General features: G+C 72.6%; 20 protein-coding genes. 6 read left to right on the top strand and 14 right to left on the bottom strand.

Annotated elements, in window-relative coordinates; all coding sequences use genetic code 11:
* Positions 1-3: 3 nt before the first annotated feature.
* Complete coding sequence (locus ACZ4MF_RS13955; protein WP_467492237.1) at positions 4-831, bottom strand: enoyl-CoA hydratase family protein; 828 nt, start codon at positions 829-831, stop codon at positions 4-6.
* A 283-nt stretch (positions 832-1,114) separates the two neighbouring features.
* Between ACZ4MF_RS13955 and ACZ4MF_RS13960 the strand changes: the two genes are divergently transcribed.
* Positions 1,115-1,570, top strand: coding sequence for an ATP-binding protein (locus ACZ4MF_RS13960; protein WP_467492238.1), 456 nt, complete (start codon positions 1,115-1,117; stop codon positions 1,568-1,570).
* Here the strand turns inward: ACZ4MF_RS13960 and ACZ4MF_RS13965 are convergent.
* From ACZ4MF_RS13965 to ACZ4MF_RS14000, 8 genes are all read right to left on the bottom strand, one after another.
* Positions 1,527-2,975, bottom strand: coding sequence for an amino acid permease (locus ACZ4MF_RS13965; RefSeq protein ID WP_467492239.1), 1,449 nt, complete (start codon positions 2,973-2,975; stop codon positions 1,527-1,529). The genes ACZ4MF_RS13960 and ACZ4MF_RS13965 overlap by 44 nt on opposite strands.
* 191 nt (positions 2,976-3,166) lie before the next feature.
* On the bottom strand, positions 3,167-4,174 hold the full coding sequence (argF, locus tag ACZ4MF_RS13970; protein ID WP_467492240.1) for an ornithine carbamoyltransferase: 1,008 nt from the start codon (positions 4,172-4,174) through the stop codon (positions 3,167-3,169).
* A gap of 148 nt (positions 4,175-4,322) precedes the next feature.
* Entirely contained in the window at positions 4,323-5,546 is a 1,224-nt protein-coding gene (locus ACZ4MF_RS13975) for an arginine deiminase (protein WP_467492241.1), read from the bottom strand.
* Between the two features lie 375 nt (positions 5,547-5,921).
* On the bottom strand, positions 5,922-8,465 hold the full coding sequence (locus ACZ4MF_RS13980; RefSeq protein WP_467492242.1) for a polynucleotide kinase-phosphatase: 2,544 nt from the start codon (positions 8,463-8,465) through the stop codon (positions 5,922-5,924).
* Positions 8,462-9,928, bottom strand: coding sequence for a 3' terminal RNA ribose 2'-O-methyltransferase Hen1 (locus tag ACZ4MF_RS13985; protein WP_467492243.1), 1,467 nt, complete (start codon positions 9,926-9,928; stop codon positions 8,462-8,464). Before ACZ4MF_RS13985 ends, ACZ4MF_RS13980 begins: the two co-directional genes overlap by 4 nt.
* 71 nt (positions 9,929-9,999) lie before the next feature.
* Positions 10,000-10,947: a hypothetical protein gene (locus ACZ4MF_RS13990; RefSeq protein ID WP_467492244.1), complete on the bottom strand. Its 948-nt coding sequence runs from the start codon at positions 10,945-10,947 to the stop codon at positions 10,000-10,002.
* Between the two features lie 125 nt (positions 10,948-11,072).
* On the bottom strand, positions 11,073-11,852 hold the full coding sequence (locus ACZ4MF_RS13995; RefSeq protein ID WP_467492245.1) for a CbrC family protein: 780 nt from the start codon (positions 11,850-11,852) through the stop codon (positions 11,073-11,075).
* Positions 11,853-12,283: 431 nt separating this feature from the next.
* Positions 12,284-13,207 carry an LLM class F420-dependent oxidoreductase gene (locus tag ACZ4MF_RS14000; RefSeq protein WP_467492246.1) on the bottom strand — a complete coding sequence of 308 codons (924 nt, stop codon included), beginning with the start codon at positions 13,205-13,207 and terminating at the stop codon, positions 12,284-12,286.
* 205 nt (positions 13,208-13,412) lie between these two features.
* Between ACZ4MF_RS14000 and ACZ4MF_RS14005 the strand changes: the two genes are divergently transcribed.
* Positions 13,413-13,625 (top strand): hypothetical protein, encoded by a 213-nt coding sequence (locus ACZ4MF_RS14005; RefSeq protein WP_467492307.1) that lies wholly within the window; start codon positions 13,413-13,415, stop codon positions 13,623-13,625.
* 423 nt (positions 13,626-14,048) lie between these two features.
* On the opposite strand, the gene ACZ4MF_RS14010 is transcribed toward ACZ4MF_RS14005, so the two are convergent.
* The 4 genes from ACZ4MF_RS14010 to ACZ4MF_RS14025 form a co-directional block, all read right to left on the bottom strand.
* Entirely contained in the window at positions 14,049-14,519 is a 471-nt protein-coding gene (locus ACZ4MF_RS14010) for a DUF6099 family protein (protein WP_356021576.1), read from the bottom strand.
* Positions 14,520-14,696: 177 nt separating this feature from the next.
* Positions 14,697-15,065, bottom strand: a complete 369-nt coding sequence (locus ACZ4MF_RS14015; protein ID WP_467492247.1) for a nucleotide pyrophosphohydrolase — start codon at positions 15,063-15,065, stop codon at positions 14,697-14,699.
* On the bottom strand, positions 15,049-16,356 hold the full coding sequence (locus tag ACZ4MF_RS14020) for an AAA family ATPase (protein WP_467492248.1): 1,308 nt from the start codon (positions 16,354-16,356) through the stop codon (positions 15,049-15,051). The genes ACZ4MF_RS14015 and ACZ4MF_RS14020 overlap by 17 nt, the downstream gene beginning before the upstream one ends.
* Before the next feature lie 114 nt (positions 16,357-16,470).
* Positions 16,471-16,860, bottom strand: coding sequence for a cell division protein SepF (locus ACZ4MF_RS14025; protein WP_356021570.1), 390 nt, complete (start codon positions 16,858-16,860; stop codon positions 16,471-16,473).
* A gap of 278 nt (positions 16,861-17,138) precedes the next feature.
* On the opposite strand from ACZ4MF_RS14025, the gene ACZ4MF_RS14030 reads away from it, so the two are divergent.
* Positions 17,139-18,851, top strand: coding sequence for a hypothetical protein (locus ACZ4MF_RS14030; protein WP_467492249.1), 1,713 nt, complete (start codon positions 17,139-17,141; stop codon positions 18,849-18,851).
* Positions 18,852-18,894: 43 nt separating this feature from the next.
* Here the strand turns inward: ACZ4MF_RS14030 and ACZ4MF_RS14035 are convergent, their stop codons facing one another.
* Positions 18,895-19,410: a YceI family protein gene (locus ACZ4MF_RS14035; protein ID WP_467492250.1), complete on the bottom strand. Its 516-nt coding sequence runs from the start codon at positions 19,408-19,410 to the stop codon at positions 18,895-18,897.
* A gap of 96 nt (positions 19,411-19,506) precedes the next feature.
* On the opposite strand from ACZ4MF_RS14035, the gene ACZ4MF_RS14040 reads away from it, so the two are divergent.
* The 3 genes from ACZ4MF_RS14040 (at position 19,507) to scpA (ending at position 24,111) form a co-directional block, all read left to right on the top strand.
* The gene (locus ACZ4MF_RS14040; protein ID WP_467492251.1) at positions 19,507-20,010 is read left to right on the top strand and encodes a MarR family winged helix-turn-helix transcriptional regulator; all 504 of its coding nucleotides are present in this window, start codon (positions 19,507-19,509) and stop codon (positions 20,008-20,010) included.
* Between the two features lie 127 nt (positions 20,011-20,137).
* Entirely contained in the window at positions 20,138-21,943 is a 1,806-nt protein-coding gene (locus ACZ4MF_RS14045) for a methylmalonyl-CoA mutase family protein (RefSeq protein ID WP_467492252.1), read from the top strand.
* On the top strand, positions 21,943-24,111 hold the full coding sequence (gene scpA, locus ACZ4MF_RS14050) for a methylmalonyl-CoA mutase (protein ID WP_467492253.1): 2,169 nt from the start codon (positions 21,943-21,945) through the stop codon (positions 24,109-24,111). The genes ACZ4MF_RS14045 and scpA overlap by 1 nt, the downstream gene beginning before the upstream one ends.
* Position 24,112 lies beyond the last annotated feature (1 nt).

The following is a 24,112-nucleotide window of genomic DNA, read 5'->3' on the forward strand; positions in this document are numbered from 1 at the left end:
GTGTCACCTCCCCTGCCACTTCGGCGGGCGCTTCTCGGTGAACGCCGCGTGGAACTCGGCGTAGTCCTCGCCGTTCATCAGCAGGGCCTGGGCCTGGGCGTCCAGTTCGACCGCGGCGGCCAGCGGCATGTCCAGCTCGGCCGTCAGCAGGGCCTTCGTCTGGGCGTGTGCCAGGGCCGGGCCGTCGGCGAGGCGGCGGGCGAGGGCCTGGGCCGCCTCGTCCGCGTGGCCCTCGTCCGTCAGCTCGCTGATCAGACCGATGCGCTCCGCCTCGGGGGCGCGGACCGGCTCGCCCAGCATGAGCAGGCGGGTGGCGTGGCCGAGACCGACGACCCGGGGCAGCAGATAGGCCGCGCCCATGTCGCCGCCGGACAGGCCGACGCGGGTGAAGAGGAAGGCGAAGCGGGCCGAGGGGTCCGCGACGCGGAAGTCGGCGGCCAGGGCGAGGACCGCGCCCGCGCCCGCCGCCACCCCGTGCACGGCGGCGATCACCGGGAACGGGCATTCGCGGATCGCCCGCACGACCTGGCCGGTCATCCGGTTGAAGTCGAGCAGCTGGGCGGTGTCCATGGTGAGCGTGGCACCGATGATCTCGTCCACGTCGCCGCCGGAGCAGAAGCCGCGGCCCTCGCCGGCCAGCACCAGGGCGCGCACGGCACGCTCCCGGGAGAGCTCGGCGAGCAGATCGCGCAGGTCGGCGTATCCGCCGAAGGTGAGGGCGTTGAGCCTGTCGGGGCGGGCGAGGGTGACGGTGGCGACCCCGTCGGCGAGAGAGACCCGCAGGTGCTCCCAGTCGGAGGTGCGGGCGGCGGAGCCGGTGAAGGGACTCATGACGTGCGGCCTCCTTGGCTGGGGTCCGTACGTGGCGCTGTGTCCCTCGAAGTTATCACCTGTTTCTGACTGTCGTCACGAGGACGCGACAGGCCTGTGTCACCGATCGGCGACAGGGCCGTAACAGCGGGGACGGGTGGGGGACGCGGGGCGTTCGCCTGGGTAAGCCGCCTGGTACCGGGGTCCGGGCCGACAGGGCCGGGGTCCCGGGCGAAGCCCGCAGGCCGTCCCCGTGGCCGGGGCCCGTACCATTCCTACAGTCGAAAGCAGGACAGCCTGCTCCATGAACGGACTCGCCTTGCACGAACGCCCCACCGAATCGGCCTCCTGGCGCATCGCGCTGCCGCACACCGCCGCGGCGGTGCCCGTGGCGCGGGCCCTGGTGCGCACGGCACTCGCCGAGGTGGAGCACACGGCCGACAGCGACACAGCGGAGCTGCTCACCGCCGAGCTGGTGGCCAACGCGGTGGAGCACACCGCCGGGCGCGGCCCGATAGAGCTGGTGGTGCGGCTGCTGCCGACCGGCTGCCAGGTCGAGGTGCACGACGCGGACCCGGCGCCCCCCGGCCATCTGACCCGGCCGGTGATCGAGGTGCCGGACCCCTGGCAGGAGGACGGGCGCGGGCTGCTGCTCATCCGTGCCCTCAGCTCGTCCTGCGGGCACCGCCCCACCTCGTCGGGCAAGGCGGTGTGGTTCACACTGCCTGTGGTTCCCGCTCAGCGGCGGCGCTCGCTGTGACCTCGGGGGCCGCGGTGGCCAGGGTGGAGCGCCGGCGGCCGTAGGCGGCGTAGATCGCGAGGCCGGCCGCGAGGAACACGGCGAACTGGAGCCAGGTCCGCCAGCCGGTCTCGTACATGAGGTACAGGCAGAAGCCGACGCCGAGCAGCGGGCCCACCGGGTAGAGCGGGACGCGGAAGCTGCGGGTGAGTCCCGGTTCGCGGCGGCGCAGGGCCAGCACCGCGATGTTGACGACGGCCATGATCGCGAGTGTGCCGATGGTGCACAGATTCATCACCGCGTCCAGCGAGGCGAAGGCCGCCGGGAGCGCGAAGACCACGGCGACGATCAGGGTGCCGGCGACCGGGGTGGCGGTCTTCGGGTTCACCTTCTCGAAGACGCGCGGGATCAGGCCGTCCCGGGACATCGACATCAGGATGCGGGTCTGGCCGTACATCACCGCGAGGACGACGGAGGCGATGGCGACGACCGCGCCGAAGGCGATCACACCGCCGCCGACGGTCGAGCCCGTGACCTCGTTGACGACGTAGGACAGGGCCGCGGGGCGGCCGGCGACCTGCTTGCCGCCGATGGCGCCGATCGCGGCGAGCGCGACCGCGCAGTACAGCACGGTCACGATGCCCATGCAGACCATGATCGCCACGGGGATGTCCCGACGCGGGTTCTTGGCCTCCTCGCCGGCGGTGGTGATCGCATCGAAGCCGATGTACGAGAAGAACGCGGCGGTGGTGCCCGCGCCGATGCCGCCGAGGCCGGCCGGCGAGAACGGGGTGAGGTTGCCGTGCTTGAAGGCGCTGTAGCCGATGGCGCAGAAGGCCAGCAGGATGACGAGCTTGACGGCGGCCATGGCGGCCGTCGCCCGGGCGCTCTCGCGCACGCCGCGCACCAGCAGCACCGAGGCCATGGCGATGACGATCACGGCGGGCAGGTTGACGATTCCGCCGTCGCCGGGGCCGGCCGACAGCGCGGCGGGGAGCTGGACGCCGGTGAGGCTGTGCAGCAGTTCGTTGACGTACTGGCTCCAGCCGACGGCCACGGCCGAGATCGAGACGCCGTACTCCAGCAGCAGGCACCAGCCGACCAGGAAGGCGGTGGACTCGCCGAGGCCGGCGTAGGCGAAGGAGTACGAGGAGCCGGAGACCGGGATCGCGCCGCCCAGCTCCGCGAAGGAGAAGGCGGTGAAGACGCAGGTGATCGCGGCGAGCACATAGGAGACGACGACGGCCGGACCGGCCTGGGCGACGGAGTCGGAGAGGCCGACGAAGATGCCGGTGCCGACGATGGCGCCGACGCCGAAGCAGATGAGCTGGAAGAGGCCCATCGTGCGCTTCAGGCCGTGTCCCTCGCGGTCGGCGCCGGATTCGGCGACCAGCGCTTGCGGGGACTTGATGCGGGGAGCGGGCATGCGGGTGGTGCTCGTTTCTCGGTGGTGCGGACGACCGTCGTGGGGTCGTCGTGGCGGCACGCGCGGTCGCCGGAGGACCGCGCCGACGGCACCGAAAGGGGGTGTTTTCGGGCCGCCGGTCAGGATACGGCCTGGTGAGGCCGGTCAGGCAAGGCTGTGTGACGCGGATCGGGCAGGCGGTGCGCCGCGGCTCAGGCGAGGGTGGCCACGAGGACCGCCTTGATCGTGTGCATCCGGTTCTCCGCCTCGTCGAAGACGACGGAGTGCTCGGACTCGAAGACCTCGTCGGTGACCTCCAGCTCGGTCAGTCCGTGCCGCTCGTGGATCTCCAGGCCGACCTTGGTGCCGAGGTCGTGGAAGGCCGGCAGACAGTGCAGGAACTTCACGTCCGGGTTCCCGGTGGCGGCGAGGACGTCCATGGTCACGGCGTACGGGCCGAGCAGCGCGATGCGCTCGTCCCAGACCTCCTTGGGCTCGCCCATGGACACCCAGACGTCGGTCGCGATGAAGTCGGCGCCGCGCACGCCCTCCGGCACGTCCTCGGTGAGCGTGACCCGGGCGCCGGAGGCGGTGGCGAGCTGCCGGGCGACCGCGACGATCGTCTCGTCCGGCCACAGCACCCTGGGCGCGACGATCCGCACGTCCATGCCGAGCAGGGCGCCGGTGACGAGGTAGGAGTTGCCCATGTTGTAGCGGGCGTCGCCGAGGTAGGCGAAGGTGACCTGGTCCAGCGGCTTGTCGGTGTGCTCGGTCATGGTGAGCACGTCGGCGAGCATCTGGGTGGGGTGCCACTCGTCGGTGAGGCCGTTGTAGACGGGGACGCCGGCGTGGGCGGCCAGCTCCTCGACGACACCCTGGCCGTGGCCCCGGTACTCGATCGCGTCGAACATGCGGCCGAGCACGCGCGCGGTGTCCTTCACGGACTCCTTGTGCCCGATCTGGGAGCCGGCCGGGTCGAGGTAGGTCGTGTGGGCGCCCTGGTCGGCGGCGGCGACCTCGAACGCGCAGCGGGTGCGCGTCGAGGTCTTCTCGAAGACCAGCGCGATGTTCCGGCCCCTCAGGTACTGCGGCTCGGCCCCGGCCCGCTTGGCGGCCTTCAGCTCGGCCGCCAGCTCGACCAGGCCGCGGAACTCCTGCTCGGTGAAGTCCAGCTCCTTGAGGAAGTGGCGGCCGGCAAGGGCGGTCGGGACTGTCGCCATGGGGGCGCTCCGGAGGTACGTGAGGGACAGGACTTTGGAATTCTATACGAAGTCATGAATTTCTATGCGGCCTCCTTGGAGTCCGCTTCATCACACCGGCCGGGGACACCGTCACCGGCACGCCCGTCAGTCCCGTCGGGCCCAGCGGTCAGACGGGGTCGCGCTGCACCGGGCAGCTCATGCAGCGCGGGCCGCCCCGGCCCCGGCCCAGCTCGCTGCCCGGGATCTCGATCACCTCGATGCCCTGCTTGCGCAGGTGGGTGTTGGTGGTCGCGTTGCGCTCGTAGGCGACGACGACGCCGGGCTCGACCGCGAGCACGTTGCAGCCGTCGTCCCACTGCTCGCGCTCGGCGGCGTGCACGTCCTGGGTGGCGGTCAGCACCCGGATCTCACCGAGGCCGAGGGCGGCGGCGATGGCGCGGTGCATGTGCTCCGGTGGATGGTCGGTGACCTTCAACTCCCGGTCGCCGACGCCCGGTTCGATGGTGTACGACCGTAGCATGCCGAGGCCCGCGTACTGGGTGAAGATGTCGCCGTCGACCATGGTCATCACGGTGTCGAGGTGCATGAAGGCGCGCCGCTTGGGCATGTCGAGCGCGACGATCGTGCGCGCGGAGCCGGCCGCGAACAGCTGGTAGGCCAGCATCTCCACGGCCTGTGGGGTGGTGCGCTCGCTCATGCCGATCAGCACGGCGCCGTTGCCGATCACCAGCACGTCACCGCCCTCGATGGTGGACGGGTGGTCGGCCTGCCCCTGCGACCAGACCCGGAACGCCTCCTCGCGGAAGAGCGGATGGTGCCGGTAGATCGCCTCGAAGTGGACGGTCTCGCGCTGCCGGGCGGGCAGCCGCATGGCGTTGATGGCGACCCCGTCGTAGATCCAGGCGGAGGTGTCGCGGGTGAACAGGTGGTTGGGCAGGGGGCCGAGGAGGAAGTCGTCGAGGTCCATCACATGGAAGCGGACGGACGTCGGCTCCGCGTGCGCCTGCAGGAACTCCCGCTTGGTCATGCCGCCCACGAGCGCCTCGGCCAGTTCCCGCGCGGGCAGGGCCGCGAAGGCGGCGCGCAGATGGTCGGCGGCGAGCGGGCCGTACTCCTTCTCGTGGAAGACCCGGTCGAGGACGAGATCGCGGGCCGCGGGGAGTTCGAGGGTCTCGGTGAGCAGGTCGCCGAAGAGGTGGACGGCGACACCGCGGTCGCGCAGGACGTCGGCGAATCCGTCGTGCTCGGCGCGCGCCCGGCGCACCCACAGCACGTCGTCGAAGAGGAGGGCGTCCTTGTTGCTGGGGGTGAGCCTTTTGAGCTCCAGGTCGGGCCGGTGCAGGATGACGCGGCGCAGCCGACCGGCCTCGGAGTCGACACGGTAGGTCATGCCTCCATCCTGGCCGCACGCGACCGTCTTCACGCCCCTGTCGCCCGTTTCTGCCACTTCCTGTTCTCGTCCTGCTGACGATAAGCGCAACCCGACGACGGCCGGCGTCAGCTTCTGGTTCCGGCCGCTGAGCGCGGCGCTGTCGGCGGCCCCGGCCGACGGGGGCACGGCGGTGCGCGAGCGGATCGCCGCCGACCCCCGGCCGCAACCCCGGCGGGGAGGCCGTCACCGACCACACCCGTGCCGCCTGGGCCTGGGTGCTGGTGGGGACCGGCACCGAAGCGGACCGTCCGGCCCCGGGCCGGACGGTCCGCTTCGGTGTGTGCGAGCGGCGGCTGCGGCTGGTCGGCTGACCAGGTCGTACGCCCTCAGGCCCTACAGACGGGGGTCGACGGGCTCCGACTCCAGGGCCAGCACCCCGAACACGGCCTCGTGCACCCGCCACAGCGGCTCACCCTCCGCGAGCCGGTCCAGGGCCTCCAGGCCGAGGGCGTACTCGCGCAGCGCCAGGGACCGCTTGTGGTTCAGGAACCGCTGCCGCAGCCGGGCCAGGTTGTCCGGCCGGGTGTACTCGGGCCCGTAGATGATCCGCAGGTACTCCCGCCCCCGGCATTTGATGCCGGGCTGCACCAGCCGCCCCTCCGCGTTCCGGACCACCGCGCCGACCGGCTTGACCACCATGCCCTCGCCGCCGCGGCCGGTCATCTCCAGCCACCAGTCGACACCGGCGCGCACCGACGCCGGATCGCCGGTGTCGACGTACAGCCTCCTGGTCGTCCGCAGCAGCCCGGTGCCGTCGTGCTCCACCAGCCGGTCGAGCAGGGCCAGTTGCTCGTCGTGCGGCAGTGCGGCGAGGCTGCGGGCCTGGACGGCGAGCAGCTGGAACGGGGCCAGGCGGACGCCGTCCAGGCCGTCCGTGGTCCAGCAGTAGCGGCGGTAGGCGGCGGTGAACGCGGCCGCGTCGGCCGCCCGTTCGCGCTGGTGCTCCAGCAGCCCGCCGACGTCCACGCCCCGCGCGGCGGCGGCCTCCAGCGCGCCGAGCGCACCCGGGAAGACCGCGCCCGACGCGGCGCCCACGGCCGCGTACTGGCCGCGCAGCAGACCCGAGGCCTTCAGCGACCACGGCATCAGCTCGGCGTCCAACAGCAGCCAGTCGGTGGCCAGTTCGTCCCACAGCCCGGCGTCCGTCACCGCCGAGCGCAGCCGGGCGAGGATCTCCTCGGTCACCGTCTCGTCGTCGAAGAAGGGGCGCCCGGTGCGGGTGTAGAGGGACCCGGTCGGGCCCTGCACGCCGAAGCGCTTCGCGGCCGCCTCCGGGTCGCGGCACACCAGGGCCACGGCCCGCGAGCCCATGTGCTTCTCCTCGCACACGACCCGCCCGACGCCGTCGCGCGCGTACTGCGCGAAGGCCTCCTCGGGGTGCTCCAGGTAGCCGTCCACCTGTGACGTCGCGGTCGGCGCCATGGTCGGCGGGAGGTACGGCAGCAGGCGCGGGTCGATCGCGAAGCGGCTCATGACCTCCAGGGCCGCCGCCGCGTTCTCCTCACGCACCGCGACCATGCCCGCGTGCCGGGTCTCGACGGCCCTGCGGCCGTGCACGTCGGCCAGGTCCAGCGGCCGGCCGTCCTGCCCGCCGGGCGCCTCGGCGCGCAGGGGGCGGGCCGGCTCGTACCAGACCCGCTCGGCCGGTACGTCGACCAGCTCGCGCTCCGGCCAGCGCAGCGCGGTCAGCTTGCCGCCGAAGACGGCGCCGGTGTCCAGGCAGATGGTGTTGTTGAGCCAGGACGCCTCCGGGACGGGGGTGTGCCCGTAGACGACGGCCGCGCGGCCCCGGTAGTCCTCCGCCCACGGGTAGCGCACCGGCAGCCCGAACTCGTCGGTCTCGCCGGTGGTGTCGCCGTACAGGGCGTGCGAGCGGACCCGGCCGGAGGTGCGGCCGTGGTACTTCTCGGGCAGGCCGGCGTGGCAGACGACCAGCCTGCCGCCGTCGAGGACGTAGTGGCTGACGAGGCCGTCCAGGAAGCGGCGCACCTCGGCCCGGAACTCCTCGCTCTCGCCCTCCATCTGGGCGATGGTCTCCGCGAGCCCGTGGGTGTGCTGGACCTTGCGGCCCTTGAGGTAACGGCCGTACTTGTTCTCGTGGTTGCCGGGCACGCACAGCGCGTTGCCGGACCCGACCATCGACATCACCCGGCGCAGCACGCCCGGCGAGTCCGGGCCGCGGTCGACCAGGTCGCCGACGAAGACGGCGGTACGGCCCGCGGGGTGCACGCCGTCGGCGTAGCCCAACTTTGCCAGCAGTGACTCCAGTTCGGCCGAGCAGCCGTGGATGTCGCCGATGACGTCGAAGGGGCCGGTGAGGTGGGTCAGGTCGTTGAAGCGCTTCTCGGTGACGACGGTGGCGCCGTCGATCTCCTCGACCCCGCGCAGCACGTGCACCTTGCGGAAGCCCTCGCGCTCCAGGTGCCGCAGGGAGCGGCGCAGTTCGCGGACGTGGCGCTGGATGACCCGGCGGGGCATGTCGGCGCGGTCGGTGCGGGCCGCGTTGCGCTCGGCGCACACCTCCTCGGGCACGTCGAGGACGACGGCGATGGGCAGCACGTCGTACTTCTTCGCCAGTTCGATCAGCTGGCGCCTGCTGTCCTGCTGCACGCTGGTGGCGTCCACCACCGTGCGGCGGCCGGCGGCGAGGCGTTTGCCGGCGATGTAGTGCAGGACGTCGAAGGCGTCCCGGGTCGCGCTCTGGTCGTTCTCGTCGTCGCTGACGAGGCCGCGGCAGAAGTCGGAGGAGATCACCTCGGTGGGCCTGAAGTGCCGCCGGGCGAAGGTGGACTTGCCGGAGCCGGAGGCACCGACGAGGACGACGAGGGAGAGGTCGGTGACGGGCAGGACCCGTCCCGTGTTCTGCGTCTCGGTCATGCCGCCTTCGCCTCCTTCTCGGTGCCGTCGCGGTGGAACAGGGCCATCTGGGTGGGCGGGCCGACCTCGGGGTCGTCGGGGCCTATGGGGGCGAACTCGACGTCGTAGCCGTGGAGTCCGGCGAGCCGGGCGGCCCAGTAGCGGAACTCCTCGCGGGTCCACTCGAAGCGGTGGTCGCCGTGCCGGACGTGACCCGCGGGCAGGGTCTCCCAGCAGACGTTGTACTCGACGTTCGGGGTCGTCACGACGACCGTGCGCGGGCGGGCGGCGCCGAACACCGCGTACTCCAGGGCGGGCAGCCGGGGCAGGTCGAGGTGCTCGATCACCTCGCTGAGCACGGCGGCGTCGTAGCCCTTCAGACGCTTGTCGGTGTAGGCGAGCGAGCCCTGGAGGAGCCGGACCCGGGACGCCTGGCGCTCTCCCATGCGGTCCAGCTTCAGCCGCCGCGCGGCGATGGTGAGCGCCCGCGCGGACACGTCCAGCCCCACGATCTCCGTGAACCGCGTGTCCTTCAGCAGTTCCTGCACCAACTGCCCCTGCCCGCAGCCGAGATCGAGCACCCGGGCGGCGCCGGACGCCCGGAGTGCGGCGAGGATCGCCTCCCGGCGCAGCACGGCCAACGGGGTCGGCCTCTCCTCGGTCTCCGTCTCCTCGGCGACCGCGTTGTCGATCTCCTCGACCTCGCTGTCGTCGGCCTCGGCGAGCCGGACCAGCTCCAGCCGCTCCGTCGCCTGCCGGGTCAGCGACCAGCGACGGGAGAGGTACCGGCTGGTGATGAGCTTCTGCTCGGGGTGCCCGGGCAGCCAGCCCTCGCCCGCGCGCAGCAACTTGTCGACCTCGTCGGAGGAGACCCAGTAGTGCTTGGCGTCGTCGAGGACGGGCAGCAGCACGTACAGGTGGCGCAGGGCCTCGGCGAGGGTCAGGGTGTCGGACTCCAGGACGAGCCGGACGTAGCGGGAGTCGCCCCACGCGGGGAACTCGGTGTCGAGCGCGACCGGTTCGGCGGTGACCGTCCAGCCGAGCGGCTCGAAGAGGCGGTGGACGAGGCCGGGGCCGCCGCGCGCGGGCAGCGCGGGCACCTCGACGCGCAACGGCCGTGCCCGCTCCGGGAGTTCCGGGCGGGCGGCGCACACCCCGCGCAGGGCGCTGGAGAAGACGCCGCTCAGCGCGACCGCGAGCAGCGAGGAGGCCGCGTAGGGGCGGTCGTTGACGTACTGCGCGAGCGCCGCGTCCGGGGCGCCGCCGCGGCCCTTGCCCTTGCCCCGCCGGACCAGCGCGACCGTGTCGATCTCCAGGAGCAGCGCGGCCGTGCAGCGCTGCTCGTCCGCCTCGGGGTAGAAGACGTGGGCGGTGCCGTGGGACGTGGAGAACTTCTGCGCCTTGCCGGGGTGCTTGTGCAGCAGGTACCCCAGCTCGGTGGCCGGGTGGGCGGCGTCGCCGCGCGTCGAGATCGTCAGGAACACCTCAGCGATTCTTCCGGGCTCCGACCCCGGTGACCACCGGTTTTCCCGGCCGCTCTCCTCGTCTCCCCTCGTCACGACTCCGCGGCGACGATGGCGCGGGCGTTGCGCACGGCCCGCTGCTGCGCCGCGCGCTGCTCCTCCAGCTCCTGCTTGTTCCGGCTGATGGCGCTCTTCTGGGCGTGCGCCTGAACGGCGTGGACGGACTGGATGTATCCGGTGTCGAGCTTGCACGTCGCGTCGGCGGCGGCCGTCTTCCGCTCCTTGCCGGTGGGCTTTTCGGTGCGGAACCAGGCCATGTCCATGGCTGCCGCGTCCGGGTCGGTGTAGTGGAAACCCCGCTTCTTCATGCAGGCCGACCAGGCACGCTCGGCCTTCTTCCAGGCCGGGTCCTTCCGGGCCTGCTCGCCGGACTGGATCCACAGGCGCATGGCGATCGAGGTGGTGCCGGTGAGCCGCACACCGTCGACCTTCGTGGCGGGCGTGGGGCCGGTGATCTTCTGCCGTGCCTGCCCCAGACAGCCGCCCTCGGGTATGCGGTGTCCGTGCGCGAAGTGGCTGTCGCCGCTCCCGAACTCGGCGGTGAGGGCCAGGAACTGGTCGGTCGGCCACTCCAGGTGCTGGGTGTCGGCGGCCAGGTCCTGGTTGTGGTAGCCGTGCTCGGACGCCAGGTCGGGGTCGTCCACGCCGTACGGCCGGTCGTCGCCGACGGAACTGCTGAGGTCGAGCGTGCCCTGCCGGACCGGGTAGGTCGACTCGACCGACTTGGTGTCCAGCACCGCGAAGCCCGAGAAGCCGAGCCGGACCATGCACCGCTTGGCGAGGATCCACTGCGCCCGGTCGACGGCCTTGTTGTCGGCCGCGGAGGGGTCGATGTCGTACGCGTACAGCGGGAACGCCGAGACGGCGTTGAGGCGGCGGGCCTCACCCGCGGAGTCGTCGTCGCCGCTGAGGCGATCGGTGAACTGGCAGGCCGACAGGGCGAAGAGGGCGGCGAGAGCGAGAGGCAGGACTTTGCGCACGGGGTCATCCGATCAGGCCGCGATCATGGACGCCGTGACGGAGCCCACAATTCCGGCACGCGGAGATCACAACTGGTTCACAATCGCCGGCTCCCGGCTCGGACCGGCCGACGTCGCCCGGGGTTTCAGCTGAAGTCGGCCCGCGCGAGATGCGTCCCGCAGACGCGGCAGCGGAAGAGGTACCCGGTCGGCTGTCCGTCCTTGTCGAGCGCCGCGAGGAACTCCTCGGCCGTGCCGTCCGCCCGGCCCCACGCGGCGCACTCCCGGCGCAGCCGGTCCAACGCGTCGGGACAAGGCCGCAGTTCGCGCACACCGGCCGCGCCGAGGAACACCGCGCCGTCGCGGCAATGTCCCGGCCGACCCCACTCCTGCCAGGTGGCGAAGCCGGGGGTGCGCTCGCGGATCTGCCGCGCCGCCCCGCCCGGCATGCGCCCGGCGTCCACGTCGTTGAAGAACACGCCGAGGCGCCTGACCGCCGTGCCGTACGCGATGCAGTGGGGACACAGCCGTCCGTCCGGCACGTCCTCGCCGTGGACCGGGCCGGTGTGGATCCAGCCCTGGTCGTGCCCGCAGCACGCGCACGGCTCGTCGGCTGCCTTCACCGAGCCGGTGGCGACCGGATCCGGGTGGTACGGGAACGGCGGCAGCGGCGGGCGGCGCCGGGGCTCCGGGCGCGGATCGACGACCTGTTCGATCGCCTGCCCGGTCAGCGCGGCGGGCGGCACCACGACCGCCCGTGCCCGCAGGTCCTCCGGCAGCTGCCGTACGTCGTCCTCGCTGGTCACGATCACCGTCGGATCCCCGAGCGGCACGATCGCCGCGCCGGTGCGGCGGGCCGGCTCGGCGACGATGTCCAGAACACCGGGGCCCGGCCGGTCGAACGACACCCCGAGGTGCAGAGACACGTCGGCGTCACGCCGTCGGCGTCACGCACCCACTCGACCGGCTCGCCGTCGGCAACGTCGTACGGGGCGTACGGGGCGTACGGCACCAGCACCTCACGCACGGCGGCGGCGTCCATCGGCACGACGTCGCCGTCACGGAACGCATGGACGTAGATGCCGGACCCCATGGTCCCTACTCCATCGCATACCGGCACCACCTCGGCATCCCCCGGACCCGGGCAGGCGACCGGGACGGCGGGGCGCACCTCTCCCCGGGGGTGACGGGCGTGACCGCCCACACGGGTACCGCTCCCAACGGCCGTGGTGGAGGCCGCACTTCAGGTCGGGGCGGGTCACGACGGCGCCGCGGGCTCCTCGACCGCGCCGAACGGCGACGTCCTTCCCGGCCCGGCCGGCCGAGCGGGGAAGGACGTGGCCGTGAGCCGTCCGTCCTACGACAGCTGCGACTGCACCTGGGCGGAGATCAGCTCCAGGTGGTCCAGGTCGTCGAGGTCGAGCACCTGGAGGTAGATGCGGCGGGAGCCGATCGCGGCGTACCGGCCGATCTTGTCGACGACCTCGGCCGGGGAGCCGGCCAGGCCGTTGGCCTTCAGCTCGTCCACCTCACGGCCGATCGCCGCGGCGCGCCGGGCGACCTCCTGGTCGTCCCGGCCGACACAGACCACGAGCGCGTTGGAGTACGTCAGGTCGTCCGCGCCGCGGCCGGCCTCCTCGGCGGCGGCCCGCACCCGGCCGAACTGCCGCGCGCTGTCCTCGACCGAGGCGAACGGGATGTTGAACTCGTCGGCGTACTTCGCGGCCAGCCGCGGCGTACGGGTCGCACCGTGGCCGCCGATGAGCACGGGGATCTTGCCCTGCGCGGGCTTGGGCAGCGCGGGCGACTCGGTGAGGTCGTAGTGGGTGCCGTGGAAGTCGAAGGTCTTGCCGGGCTCGGTCGCCCACAGCCCGGTGACGATCGCGAGCTGCTCCTCCAGGCGGGCGAACTTCTCCTTCGGGAAGGGGATGCCGTACGCCTTGTGCTCCTCCTCGAACCAGCCGGCGCCGAGGCCCAGCTCCACGCGGCCGCCGGACATCTGGTCGACCTGGGCGACCTGGATGGCGAGCACACCGGGCAGCCGGAAGGTGCCGGCGGTCATCAGCGTGCCGAGGCGGATGCGCTTGGTCTCGCGGGCGAGGCCGGCCAGGGTGATCCAGGCGTCCGTGGGGCCGGGCAGGCCGTCCGTGCCGCCCATGCTGAGGTAGTGGTCGGAACGGAAGAAGGCGTCGAAGCCGAGGTCCTCGGTGGCCTTCGCCACGGTGAGCAAGGTGTCGTAGGTGGCCCCCTGCTGGGGCTCGGTGAAGATTCGAAGGTCCATACACCTATCCTGCACGCCACGACCCGCGTCAACCTCGCCGGTACCGCCGGGTGCGCGGATCCCCGGTCGGGTGAAAATCGGGGGCGGGGTGCCCGGGGCACCGTGCGGGCCAGTGACCGGCCCCGATGATGATCGTTGGGACGACGGTGCCGGACCGTCCGGCACCCGCGCCGGCCCCGCCGGGCCGGGGGCCGAGGAGGCCGTGATGTCCGAAGAGCTGGGCTCCGCCGGGCAGCCGAAGGGGCTGCTGGAGCAGATGGAAGAGCTGATGGCGGCGCTGAACGCGGATCTGTCGGAACTGGCCGATCTGCACGCCGCGGGAACGGCTCCGGCTCACGCGGACGAAGGCGACACCGACCGACCGGGGCAGTGCCGGCTGACCGGTGCGACACCGGCCGACCGCACCGACGCCGGTTGACCGCAGCGACGTCGACCGACCGAAGCGACGTCGACTGACGGGAGAGGCGCCGTCACCGGGGACGCCTCCGGCGGGGACGAGCGAGAACGGGCTGTGGCGAACGGCGGCGCTTGAGCGACACCGGCTCCGGGGAGCCGCCGCAGCTGAGCGGCATCGGCTCGGGGAGCGGCTCCGCTTGGCGGGAGCGGCGTCGGGCCGAGGCGAGCGGCACCGGTTGAGTGGCATCGGGCCGAGGTGAGCGGCAGCGGTCGGCCGAGCGACGTCGAGCCGACGTGAGCGGCAGCGGTCGCCATGACGACGTCGAGCCGACGCGAGGGACACAGGCCGATCGAGCGGCACCGGTCGACGGGGACGACGCCCGGTCGACATGAGCGGCGCCGGTCGACATGAGCGGCGGCGTCATCGAGGGTGGCTCCGGGTGGGTCAGCCGAATTCGCGCTCCGGTAAGACCTCCTCGCGCGCTGCCAGTTTGCGCAGCATCTCGCGGACGCGGTCGCGGGACTCGTCGGCCGCGTCGATGGCCTCCATGCACTGCCAGTACGTCGTCTCGTCGGCGGCGGCGCTCGCCATGCCGACCAGGGCGATGCCGACCTCGCCGAGCAGACCCCCGAGGCAGAGCAGCGTCTCGCGGGCGTCCTCCAACTCGGTGAGCTGGGCGGCGCGCAGATCGCCGGGGTCCAGTTCGGGCGGGTCCAGGACGCCGCAGCCCCGGCCCGCCAGCTCCGTCAGGCCCAGTGCCTCGCCGCGCAGCTCCGGCGGGCCGGAGACCGCGAGCCGGCTGCCGATCGCCTGGGCCAGGGCCTGGGCCTGCCAGACCTCCGCCAGGATTTCGCCTGCGTTCGCGCCGTTCGCCAGGGCTCGCCTGCTCGCGAGGATGAGCCGTATCGCATCCATAGGTCGCCCCCGTCCCTCCACATGCCTTCTCGCACGTCCGCCGGAACTCTCTTCTCACTACCTAGTCCACTACCCAGAGTGAGGGCGTCTGAGTCGAAAAGCCAGAGGTGGGGGGAAATTTGTGGACAACAATTCGGATTCGACAGGCGATTTCACTACGGAACGTAATAATGGAGTTCAGGAGTCCGGCAGTTGACCCGGTTCGTCCCCGCCCCTGTCCCCCGCGACCGGAAAACGACGCTCATTTCGGTCGATCTTGGCGGCCAGCGCGGCCAGCGGGTCGATGCCGAGGGTGCCGCAGAACTGGAGGAGGTAGGCGAGGACATCGGCGACCTCGTCCTCGACGCGGTGCGCGGTGCCGGCGTCGGCCATCACCCGCGCGGACTCCTCCGGGGTCAACCACTGGAAGATCTCGACCAGTTCGGAGGCTTCCACCGACAGAGCGGCGGCGAGGTTCTTGGGCGTGTGGTAGGGCTGCCAGTTCCGCGCGGCCGCGAACTCGGCGAGCCGGTGCTGGAGTCGGGCCAGGTCAAGAGGTTCCGTCACGGTCCAGGTGTACCACCGTGACGCCCCGGACCCCGGTGGCCCAGGAGCCGTCGCTCACCGCGCCCAGCCACCGGATGTGCCCGCGCTCGCCCATCCGGGCCGCCAGCCACAGCAGTGCGCGGCGCTGGGCGGGGTCGAGGCCGCGGTCGAGGCCGTCGGCGAGAACGGTCAGGCTGCACAGCGCGTCCGGCACCTCGCCGGGGGTGTCCACGGCGAGCACACCGGGCCCGGTCAGCAGCACCAGCGCCAGTGCCAGATAACGGAGTTCGCCGTCCCCGAGCCGGGCCAGCTCGGTGCGCAGGCCGTCACCGCGGTCGAGCAGCGCCCGTACCGTGCCGTCCGCCAGCGGCTCGGCGACCAGATCGGCCACGGGCCCGGCGCAGCCCGCGCGCAGCGCCTGGACCAGCAGAGCGTGCCGGCGGGCGCACTCGGCGCGGGTGCGCCACAACACGTCGGCGAGGTTGTCGCAGCCGGGCAGCAGCCGTCCGGAGCCCATGGGGACGGGCCTGCGCATGGACGCGGGGTGGGGGTCGCACGGGAAGACGGAGCGCAGGGCGACGACCATCTGCTCGGCCGCGGCGAGCACCTGCCGCTGCCCGTCCGTCTTGCCGGCCACGCGCAACGGCAGCAGGGCGGTGCCGAGCCGGTCGTCGGGGAGCGGGGCGCGGGTGACCGGGGCGGAGCCCGCGGTGTGCCAGGCGGCCTGGACGGCGCGGCGGGACGGGTCGCGCAGCGCGGTCTCCAGCAGCACGACGCCGCCCGCGGTCAGCCGCTCCCCCGCGATCCGCAGAACGGGTTCGGCCTGGACGGCGACGTCGAGCCGGACGGGTCCCTCGACCCCGTCGGCCGTACACCCGATGCGGAAGCCGCGGCGTCCGCCCGCGTCGGGGCGCGCCCGCTGCGGCACACAGGCGGCCGGGTCCGGGAACGCCTCCGGGAGCGGGACGCCTGCGGCGAGCCGGGCAAGCGCCTCGTACGCCATGAGCGCGGTCGTCTTGCCCGCGCCGCTGGGCCCCGCGAGCACCGTGACCGGGCCGAGCGGAATCGCGGTCCGCCGGTGCCCGGCGAAGGCCGACAGCCGCAGCTCGGTGATCCGGGCGCGTACGTCGGGGCACCGGGCGGCTTCGGCCGCACCGGCGGGTGCGGCGGATTCGAGGGCTCGGAGGGCTCCGAGGGGTTCGGGGAGTTCGGTTGTTCCCGGGGCGTCCCCGGGCACGCGGGACTGCGCGGGTACGGTCCCGCCGGGCGCGGCGGCCGCCGCGGGCTCGGTGGACACGGAAGGCACGGCCATGCCCCGGACGGTAGAACTCCGCCGCCCCGCCGAACCGTTTGCCCTCGGGACCTTCCTACGAACGGGGGACGCCCGTGGGGCCGTCGGTGCGCCGGCGGCCCCACGGGCAGGGGCTCAGCCCCCCGACATCCCCGCCCCCTCCATCAGCCCGCTGACCTCCGTCCCGGGCGGGGTGAGGAGGAACACGTTCCGGTCGACGCGGTGCATCCCGCTGCCGAGCCCGAAGACCACGCCCGTACTGAAGTCGAGGACGCGCTTGGCGACCTCCGTCTCGGCGCTGGACAGGTCGAGCAGTACCGGCACCCCGGCCATCAGGGTCTCGGCGACCTCCCGCGCGTCCGCGAAGACGTTGACGCGCAGGACCACGAACCGGCGCCGGGTCTCGGTCTCGGCGTCCGGCAGCGCGCGGTGGTTCACCGCGGACGGCCAGGCGTCCCGGCCCCGCAACGGCACGACCTGGGCGAGCCCTTCCCACTGTTCATCGGTGACGTCGTAACGGCTCACCGGCTCCCCCCGACCTGACTCGCACTCAATGCCTGCACCGGCCAATTCTTACGCCAAGTCACCCGTTCGGCCCAACAACGACACGGTGTGCGACCGATCCGATGCCGCGACTCGGGCGTGACACGGGGCACATGTACGAGTTCGCCCGCTTCTTGCCTCTCTCACACCGGACTTTTCACCGGCGGCCATGTCGTGGTCATTTCCCGTCAGTAGCTTCCCGTGCCGTGCACTTGGCAGAAACACCGCAGGTGACACCCGGCCGGCGGACGCAGTCGGCGGTGTCCGCCGTTCCGGGACCCCACCTGGAGTCCGCCCCCGAGGCGCCCGCGCAGTGGCATCGCGTCCTGACGCTGCTCGCCGACGTCAGCCTGTTCATCGGCGCCCGCACGGTGTGGACCCAGGCGGCGACGCACCGGCTGACCCTCGCCGCGGTCATCTCCCTCTGTTACGCCGCGATCCTGGTGACCGGCATCCTCGCGCTCACGGTCCGCCGGGCGCGCTCGCTGGCCCGCCTGGACCTGGTGGTGCTCGTCACCGCCATCGCCCTCACCCTGTGCACGTGGGCGCTCAACCACGCCGGCGGCGACGAGGCGGTCCTGACCACCCAGGCGGCGAGGGAGATCCTCGGCGGGCACCAGGTCTACGACCACCCGTGGCCGTGGCTGTTCCACCTCCCGGGCGTCGCCCTGACGCCGACGACGACCGGCGGCTACGACTTCACGTACGGCTACCCGCCGCTGACGCCGCTGCTCACGCTGCCGTTCCTGGGGCTCGGCCACAACGGCGCGCCGGCCACCGCGGCGGTGACGGTCGTACTGATCGTGGGCACGGTCGTGCTGTGGCGGCGGCTGCCGGCGCCGTGGCGCTCGGCGGCCACGATGATCTGCCTGGGCTTCAGCTTCCTGCCGATGTACGCCCGCCAGGGCTACCCGGCGATCGTCGCCCTGGTCCTGCTGATGCCGGTGGTGGCGGGCTGGACCCGGCTGGGTGCCGGGGGGCGGCTGGGCGCGGCCGGGATCGCGCGTGCCGCGTGCCTCGGGGGCGCGTGCGCGGCGCAGCAACTCCCGTGGTTCCTCACGCCGTTCCTGCTGGCCGGGATCTACGCCGTGCGCCGTGGCGAGCTGGACGGGCGGGCGGCGGCGCGCGTGGTGCTGCGGGTCACGGGCATCGCGGTGCTCACCTGGTTCGTGATCAACGCCTACTTCGTGGTGACCGAGCCCGGCCCCTGGATCCGGGGCATCGTCCTGCCGCTGACCCAGGGCGCGGTGGTGCACGGCCAGGGCCTGGTGGACATCTCGCTGTACTTCACCCACGGCAGCGACCGGCTCGACTGGTACAGCCACGCGAGCATGCTGCTCGCCGCGGCCCTGCTGGGGCTGTTCGTGCTGTTCGTCCGGCGCCTCGGCCCGGCGGCGACCGTGCTGCCCTGGTGCGTCTTCTACCTGGCGACCCGCTCGCAGGACGGCTACTACCTGATGATGACGCCGCTGTGGCTCGCGGCGGCGATCACCACACCCCTGTCGGAGTTCACGCGCGCGTGGCAGCCGCGGCCGGCGTGGCTGACGGCCCGGCGCCGCAGGCCCGCGCTGACCGGAGCCGTGGTGCTGCTCGTGCTGCCCGCGCTGCTGAGCGTGACCGTGGCGGCGACCGGCGGGCCGCCGCTGCGCATGGACATCACGAAGGCCCGGCACGCCCCGGCGGGCGCGCTGTCCACGCTGACCGTGAAGGTCACCAACAGCGGGGGCGACCCGCTCACCCCGCACTACATGCTCACGACGGGCCAGGGCATGGGCAAGTACTGGTCGCTGGCGCACGGCCCCGCCACGATCCCCGCGCACGGCACGGCGACCGTGGTCCTGCGGGCGCCCGACGGCAGCTATCCGCTGCCCACGAGCAAGAGCACCCACTTCCGGCTGCGCGCCTTCACGGCCACCCCGCAGACGCTCTCCACCGAGGACGTGCAGGGGGCGCAGCTGGGCCTGACCGGCTGACGCCCGCAGGCCCCGGCCCCACCGCCCGGCCCGGCCGTCCGGCTCAGGAACCCGCGCGCGTGAAGCGCAGCGCGGCCGTCACCGTGGTCAGGCCGCGCATCATCCCCATCTGGTTCCAGCCCATGCCGAACTGGTCGCGGTCCACGGTGAACTCGGTCTCCAGGGTGAGCCCGCCGGCGTCCACCGAGGCCAGGCGCGCGGTGAGCTCCTGCGGCCGGCTGATGCCCCGCACGGTCAGCTGCCCGGTGACCCGTACGCCGTCCGCGTCGAGCCGCTCGGCGCCCCGGACGGCGAAGGTGATCTCCGGGTGCTGGTCGGTGTCGAGGAAGTCCGCCGAGCGCAGGTGCTTGTCCCGCTTGGCGTGTTTCGTGTCCAGGGACGCGGCGTCCAGGGTCACGGCGCCGGTGGCCGAGCCGTCCGGGCTCACCTCGCCCCCGCCGCTGATCGCGGTGAACGCGCCCTTCACGGTGACCAGGCCCCACATGGTCTTGTGCCGCAGCGCCACGGTGGACGCGCTGGGGTCGAGCTGCCAGGTACCTGTTTCCACGGCGACGGTCATGGTCGTACTCTCCCGAAGGGTGATTCAAATTTGGATAATCGAAGGAGCCCTACGCTAGCCCGTTATCCAAATTTGCACAACGGGTAGACTGGACGTATGTCCGCCACCACCACGCCCCCCGCCGACCAGCCCTCTTGCCCTCTCGCCGAGAGCGGGGAGCGGCTGCTCCCGGACGAGCTGCGCGCGTGGATGGTGCTGCTGGCCGCGACCGGCGGGGTGGAGCAGCGGATGCGGACGGCGGTGAGGGAGACCCTCGGCGTCTCGCACGACGAGTTCCTGATCCTGTGCCTGCTGGCCGAACGGCCGCGCACCGGGTTGCGGATGACCCAGGTCGCCGACCTCCTCGGCCGCCCCAAGACCCGGCTCACCTACCAGATCGCCTGCCTCCAGCGGGCCGGACTGGTCAACCGCCGTGCCGTGTGCGGCGACAAGCGCGGCGTGGAGGTCGCGCTCACCGACAAGGCGCGCGAACTGCTGCGCGAGACCTCCGCGCTGCTCGCCGGGACCGTCCGGCAGGCCCTCGCCGACTCCATGGGCACCGAACAGCGCGCGGCCATGTGCGCGCTCGTCCCCGAGGTCGCACCCCCCGACGGTGCCTGAACTCCCCCTCCACAGCTCCTGAACGTCATCGGCCGACGGGCGGGAGGCGCAGGTCACAGGCGTGAGGAGGGCAACTTCACAGTGCGCTCTTCACCCGTCCTCTAGCATCCTGCCCTAGCATCCGAGCATGACGGTCCTGCCTGACGACGGGCTCTCCCTGGCCGCCGAGTTCCCTGACGCGACGCACGAGCAGTGGCAACGCCTGGTCGAGGGTGTGCTGCGCAAGTCGGGCAAGGAAGTCTCTGGCGCGGCAGCAGAGGACGCCCTGTCCACGACGCTGGAGGACGGGCTGCGCACCCGGCCCCTCTACACCGCGCGCGACGCCGCGCCCGACCCCGGCCTGCCCGGTTTCGCCCCGTACCTGCGCGGCGGCCGCCCCGAGGGCAACACCGCCGACGGCTGGGACGTACGGCAGCGGCACGCGGCACTCGCCGAGGGCGCCGTGCTGGCCGACCTGGAGAACGGCGGCACCTCGCTGTGGCTGGTGCTGGGCGAGGGCGGCTTCCCGGTCGCCGACCTGCCCCGCGCGCTCGACGGGGTCTACCTCGACCTCGCGCCGGTCGTCCTCGACGCGGGCCGCGACACCGAGGCCGCGGCCGCGGCACTGCTGCGGCTCTACTCGGACAGGGGCGTCGACGCCAAGGCCGTACGCGGCAACCTGGGCGGTGACCCGCTCGGCTACGAGGCCCGCACCGGCACCGCGCTCGACGTCGCGCCGTACGCCGCCCTGGCCGCCCGCTGCGCCGAGCAGTACCCGGGGCTGCGCGCGCTCACCGTGGACGCGCTGCCGTACCACGAGGCGGGCGGTTCGGCCGCGCAGGAGCTGGGCGCCTCCCTCGCCACCGGTGTGGCCTATCTGCGCGAGCTGACCGAGGCGGGCCTCGCCGTCGAACAGGCCGCCGCCCAGCTGGAGTTCCGCTACGCGGCCACCGCCGACCAGTTCCTGACCGTCGCCAAGCTGCGCGCCGCGCGCCGGCTGTGGGCGCGCATCGCCGAGGTGTCCGGGGCACCCGGCGCGGGCGCGCAGGTGCAGCACGCGGTCACCTCGCCGGTGATGATGAGCCGCCGCGACCCGTGGGTGAACATGCTCCGCACGACGGTCGCGACGCTGGCCGCCGGAGTGGGCGGCGCCGACTCCGTCACCGTGCTGCCGTTCGACCACGCGCTCGGCCTGCCCGACGCGTTCGCCCGCCGCATCGCCCGCAACACCTCCACGATCCTGATCGAGGAGTCGCACCTGGCCCGGGTCATCGACCCGGCCGGCGGCTCCTGGTACGTCGAGCGGCTGACCGACGAACTCGCCTACGCAGCCTGGGAGTTCTTCCGGTCGATCGAGCGTGACGGCGGCCAGCCGGCCGTGCTGCGCTCGGGCCGGCTGCGCACGGACCTCGCGGCGACGTGGGCGGAGCGCTCCAAGAGGCTCGCCAAGCGGCGCGAACCCATCACCGGCGTCAGCGAGTTCCCGCTGCTCGGCGAGAAGCCGGTGGAGCGCGAGCCCGCGCCCGAACCGCCGTCCGGCGGGCTGCCGCGCGTGCGCCGCGACGAGGCGTACGAGGAGCTGCGCGCCCGCTCCGACGCCCACCTCGCAGCGACCGGCGCCCGCCCCCGGATCTACCTCGCGACGATCGGCTCGGCCGCCGAGTACACCGCGCGCGCCACCTTCGCCGCCAACCTCTTCCAGGCGGGCGGCATCGAGCCGGTCACCGAGGGCCGCTTCGAGGACAGCGGCGCCACCGAGGCCGTGCTCTGCTCCAGCGACGGCCAGTACGCCGAACAGGCCGAGCGCCAGGCCGAGTCGCTGCGCGCGGCCGGTGCCCGTCAGGTCTTCCTGGCGGGCCGGGGCGACTACCCCGGCATCGACGCGCACGTCTTCGCGGGCTGCGACGCCGTCGACGTCCTGTCCACGACTCTCGACCGCATGGGAGTGTCCTGATGGGAATCCCCGACTTCTCCGGCATCGAGCTGGAGACCGCCGAGGGAACGGCCGCCGACGGCAGCGCCGAGCAGTGGCTGGCGGCCGGCGGCGACCGGCCGCTGTGGGAGACCCCGGAGGGCATCGGGGTCAAGGCGCTGTACACCGGCCGTGACCTGGAGGGCCTGGACTTCCTCGGTACCTACCCGGGCATGGCGCCGTACCTGCGCGGCCCGTACCCGACGATGTACGTCAACCAGCCCTGGACGATCCGCCAGTACGCGGGCTTCTCCACCGCCGAGGAGTCCAACGCGTTCTACCGGCGCAACCTGGCGGCCGGCCAGAAGGGCCTGTCGGTCGCCTTCGACCTGCCCACGCACCGGGGCTACGACAGCGACCACCCGCGCGTGACCGGCGACGTCGGCATGGCGGGCGTGGCCATCGACTCGATCTACGACATGCGCCAGCTCTTCGACGGCATCCCGCTGGACCGGATGACCGTGTCGATGACGATGAACGGCGCCGTGCTGCCGGTGCTGGCGCTATACATCGTGGCGGCGGAGGAACAGGGCGTACCGCCCGAGAAGCTGGCCGGGACCATCCAGAACGACATCCTCAAGGAGTTCATGGTCCGCAACACCTACATCTATCCGCCGAAGCCGTCGATGCGGATCATCTCCGACATCTTCGCGTACACCTCGCAGCGGATGCCGCGCTACAACTCGATCTCCATCTCCGGCTACCACATCCAGGAGGCGGGCGCGACGGCCGACCTGGAGCTGGCGTACACGCTCGCGGACGGCGTCGAGTACATCCGTGCCGGGCGTGAAGCGGGCCTGGACGTGGACGCGTTCGCGCCGCGCCTGAGCTTCTTCTGGGCGATCGGCATGAACTTCTTCATGGAGGTCGCGAAGCTGCGGGCGGCGCGGCTGCTGTGGGCGAAGCTGGTGAAGCAGTTCGACCCGCAGAACACCAAGTCGCTCTCCCTGCGCACCCATTCGCAGACATCCGGCTGGTCGCTGACCGCGCAGGACGTGTTCAACAACGTCACGCGTACGGCCGTGGAGGCGATGGCGGCGACCCAGGGCCACACCCAGTCGCTGCACACCAACGCCCTCGACGAGGCCCTCGCTTTGCCGACGGACTTCTCGGCGCGCATCGCCCGCAACACCCAGCTGCTCATCCAGCAGGAGTCCGGCACCACGCGGGTCATCGACCCGTGGGGCGGCAGCGCCTACGTGGAGAAGCTGACGTACGACCTCGCCCGCAAGGCCTGGCAGCACATCCAGGAGGTGGAAGCGGCGGGCGGCATGGCCAAGGCGATCGACGCCGGCATCCCCAAGCTGCGCATCGAGGAGGCCGCGGCCCGCACCCAGGCCCGCATCGACTCCGGCCGCCAGCCCGTGATCGGCGTGAACAAGTACCGCGTGGAGAACGACGAGGCGATCGACGTCCTCAAGGTCGACAACTCCTCCGTGCGCGCCCAGCAGATCGAGAAGCTGCGCCGGCTGCGGGCGGAACGGGACGAGCAGGCCTGCCGGGACGCGCTCGACGCGCTCACCCGGGCGGCCGACGGCGAGGGCAACCTGCTGGAGCTGGCGGTGAACGCGGCCCGCGCCAAGGCCACCGTCGGCGAGATCTCCGACGCCCTGGAGAAGGTGTACGGCCGGCACGCGAGCCAGATCCGTACGATCTCCGGTGTGTACCGCAACGAAGCAGGCCAGTCCCCGAACGTGGACCGCACCCGTGCCCTGGTGGACGCCTTCGAGGAGGCCGAGGGGCGCCGGCCGCGCATCCTGGTCGCCAAGATGGGCCAGGACGGTCACGACCGCGGCCAGAAGGTGATCGCGACCGCCTTCGCCGACCTCGGCTTCGACGTCGACGTCGGCCCGCTGTTCCAGACGCCCGAGGAGGTCGCCCGCCAGGCGGTCGAGGCGGACGTCCACGTGGTCGGGGTGTCCTCGCTGGCCGCGGGCCATCTCACCCTCGTCCCGGCGCTGCGCGAGCAGCTGGCCGAGGAGGGCCGCGAGGACATCATGATCGTGGTCGGCGGGGTGATCCCGCCGCAGGACGTGCCGACGCTGCTGGAGATGGGTGCCACGGCCGTGTTCCCGCCGGGGACGGTGATCCCGGACGCGGCGTACGACCTGGTCGAGCGGCTGTCGGCCGACCTCGGCCACGAGCTGTAGC

The sequence above is a fragment of the Streptomyces sp. NPDC025793 genome (assembly GCF_055558375.1).

Bases quoted from the DNA above. Each gene is read 5' to 3' on its own strand.
- ACZ4MF_RS13955 (WP_467492237.1), bottom strand. From the start codon at position 831: ATGAGTCCCTTCACCGGCTCCGCCGCCCGCACCTCCGACTGGGAGCAC.
- ACZ4MF_RS13960 (WP_467492238.1), top strand. From the start codon at position 1,115: ATGAACGGACTCGCCTTGCACGAACGCCCCACCGAATCGGCCTCCTGG.
- ACZ4MF_RS13965 (WP_467492239.1), bottom strand. From the start codon at position 2,975: ATGCCCGCTCCCCGCATCAAGTCCCCGCAAGCGCTGGTCGCCGAATCC.
- argF (WP_467492240.1), bottom strand. From the start codon at position 4,174: ATGGCGACAGTCCCGACCGCCCTTGCCGGCCGCCACTTCCTCAAGGAG.
- ACZ4MF_RS13975 (WP_467492241.1), bottom strand. From the start codon at position 5,546: ATGACCTACCGTGTCGACTCCGAGGCCGGTCGGCTGCGCCGCGTCATC.
- ACZ4MF_RS13980 (WP_467492242.1), bottom strand. From the start codon at position 8,465: ATGACCGAGACGCAGAACACGGGACGGGTCCTGCCCGTCACCGACCTC.
- ACZ4MF_RS14000 (WP_467492246.1), bottom strand. From the start codon at position 13,207: ATGGACCTTCGAATCTTCACCGAGCCCCAGCAGGGGGCCACCTACGAC.
- ACZ4MF_RS14005 (WP_467492307.1), top strand. From the start codon at position 13,413: ATGTCCGAAGAGCTGGGCTCCGCCGGGCAGCCGAAGGGGCTGCTGGAG.
- ACZ4MF_RS14010 (WP_356021576.1), bottom strand. From the start codon at position 14,519: ATGGATGCGATACGGCTCATCCTCGCGAGCAGGCGAGCCCTGGCGAAC.
- ACZ4MF_RS14020 (WP_467492248.1), bottom strand. From the start codon at position 16,356: ATGGCCGTGCCTTCCGTGTCCACCGAGCCCGCGGCGGCCGCCGCGCCC.
- ACZ4MF_RS14035 (WP_467492250.1), bottom strand. From the start codon at position 19,410: ATGACCGTCGCCGTGGAAACAGGTACCTGGCAGCTCGACCCCAGCGCG.
- ACZ4MF_RS14040 (WP_467492251.1), top strand. From the start codon at position 19,507: ATGTCCGCCACCACCACGCCCCCCGCCGACCAGCCCTCTTGCCCTCTC.
- ACZ4MF_RS14045 (WP_467492252.1), top strand. From the start codon at position 20,138: ATGACGGTCCTGCCTGACGACGGGCTCTCCCTGGCCGCCGAGTTCCCT.
- scpA (WP_467492253.1), top strand. From the start codon at position 21,943: ATGGGAATCCCCGACTTCTCCGGCATCGAGCTGGAGACCGCCGAGGGA.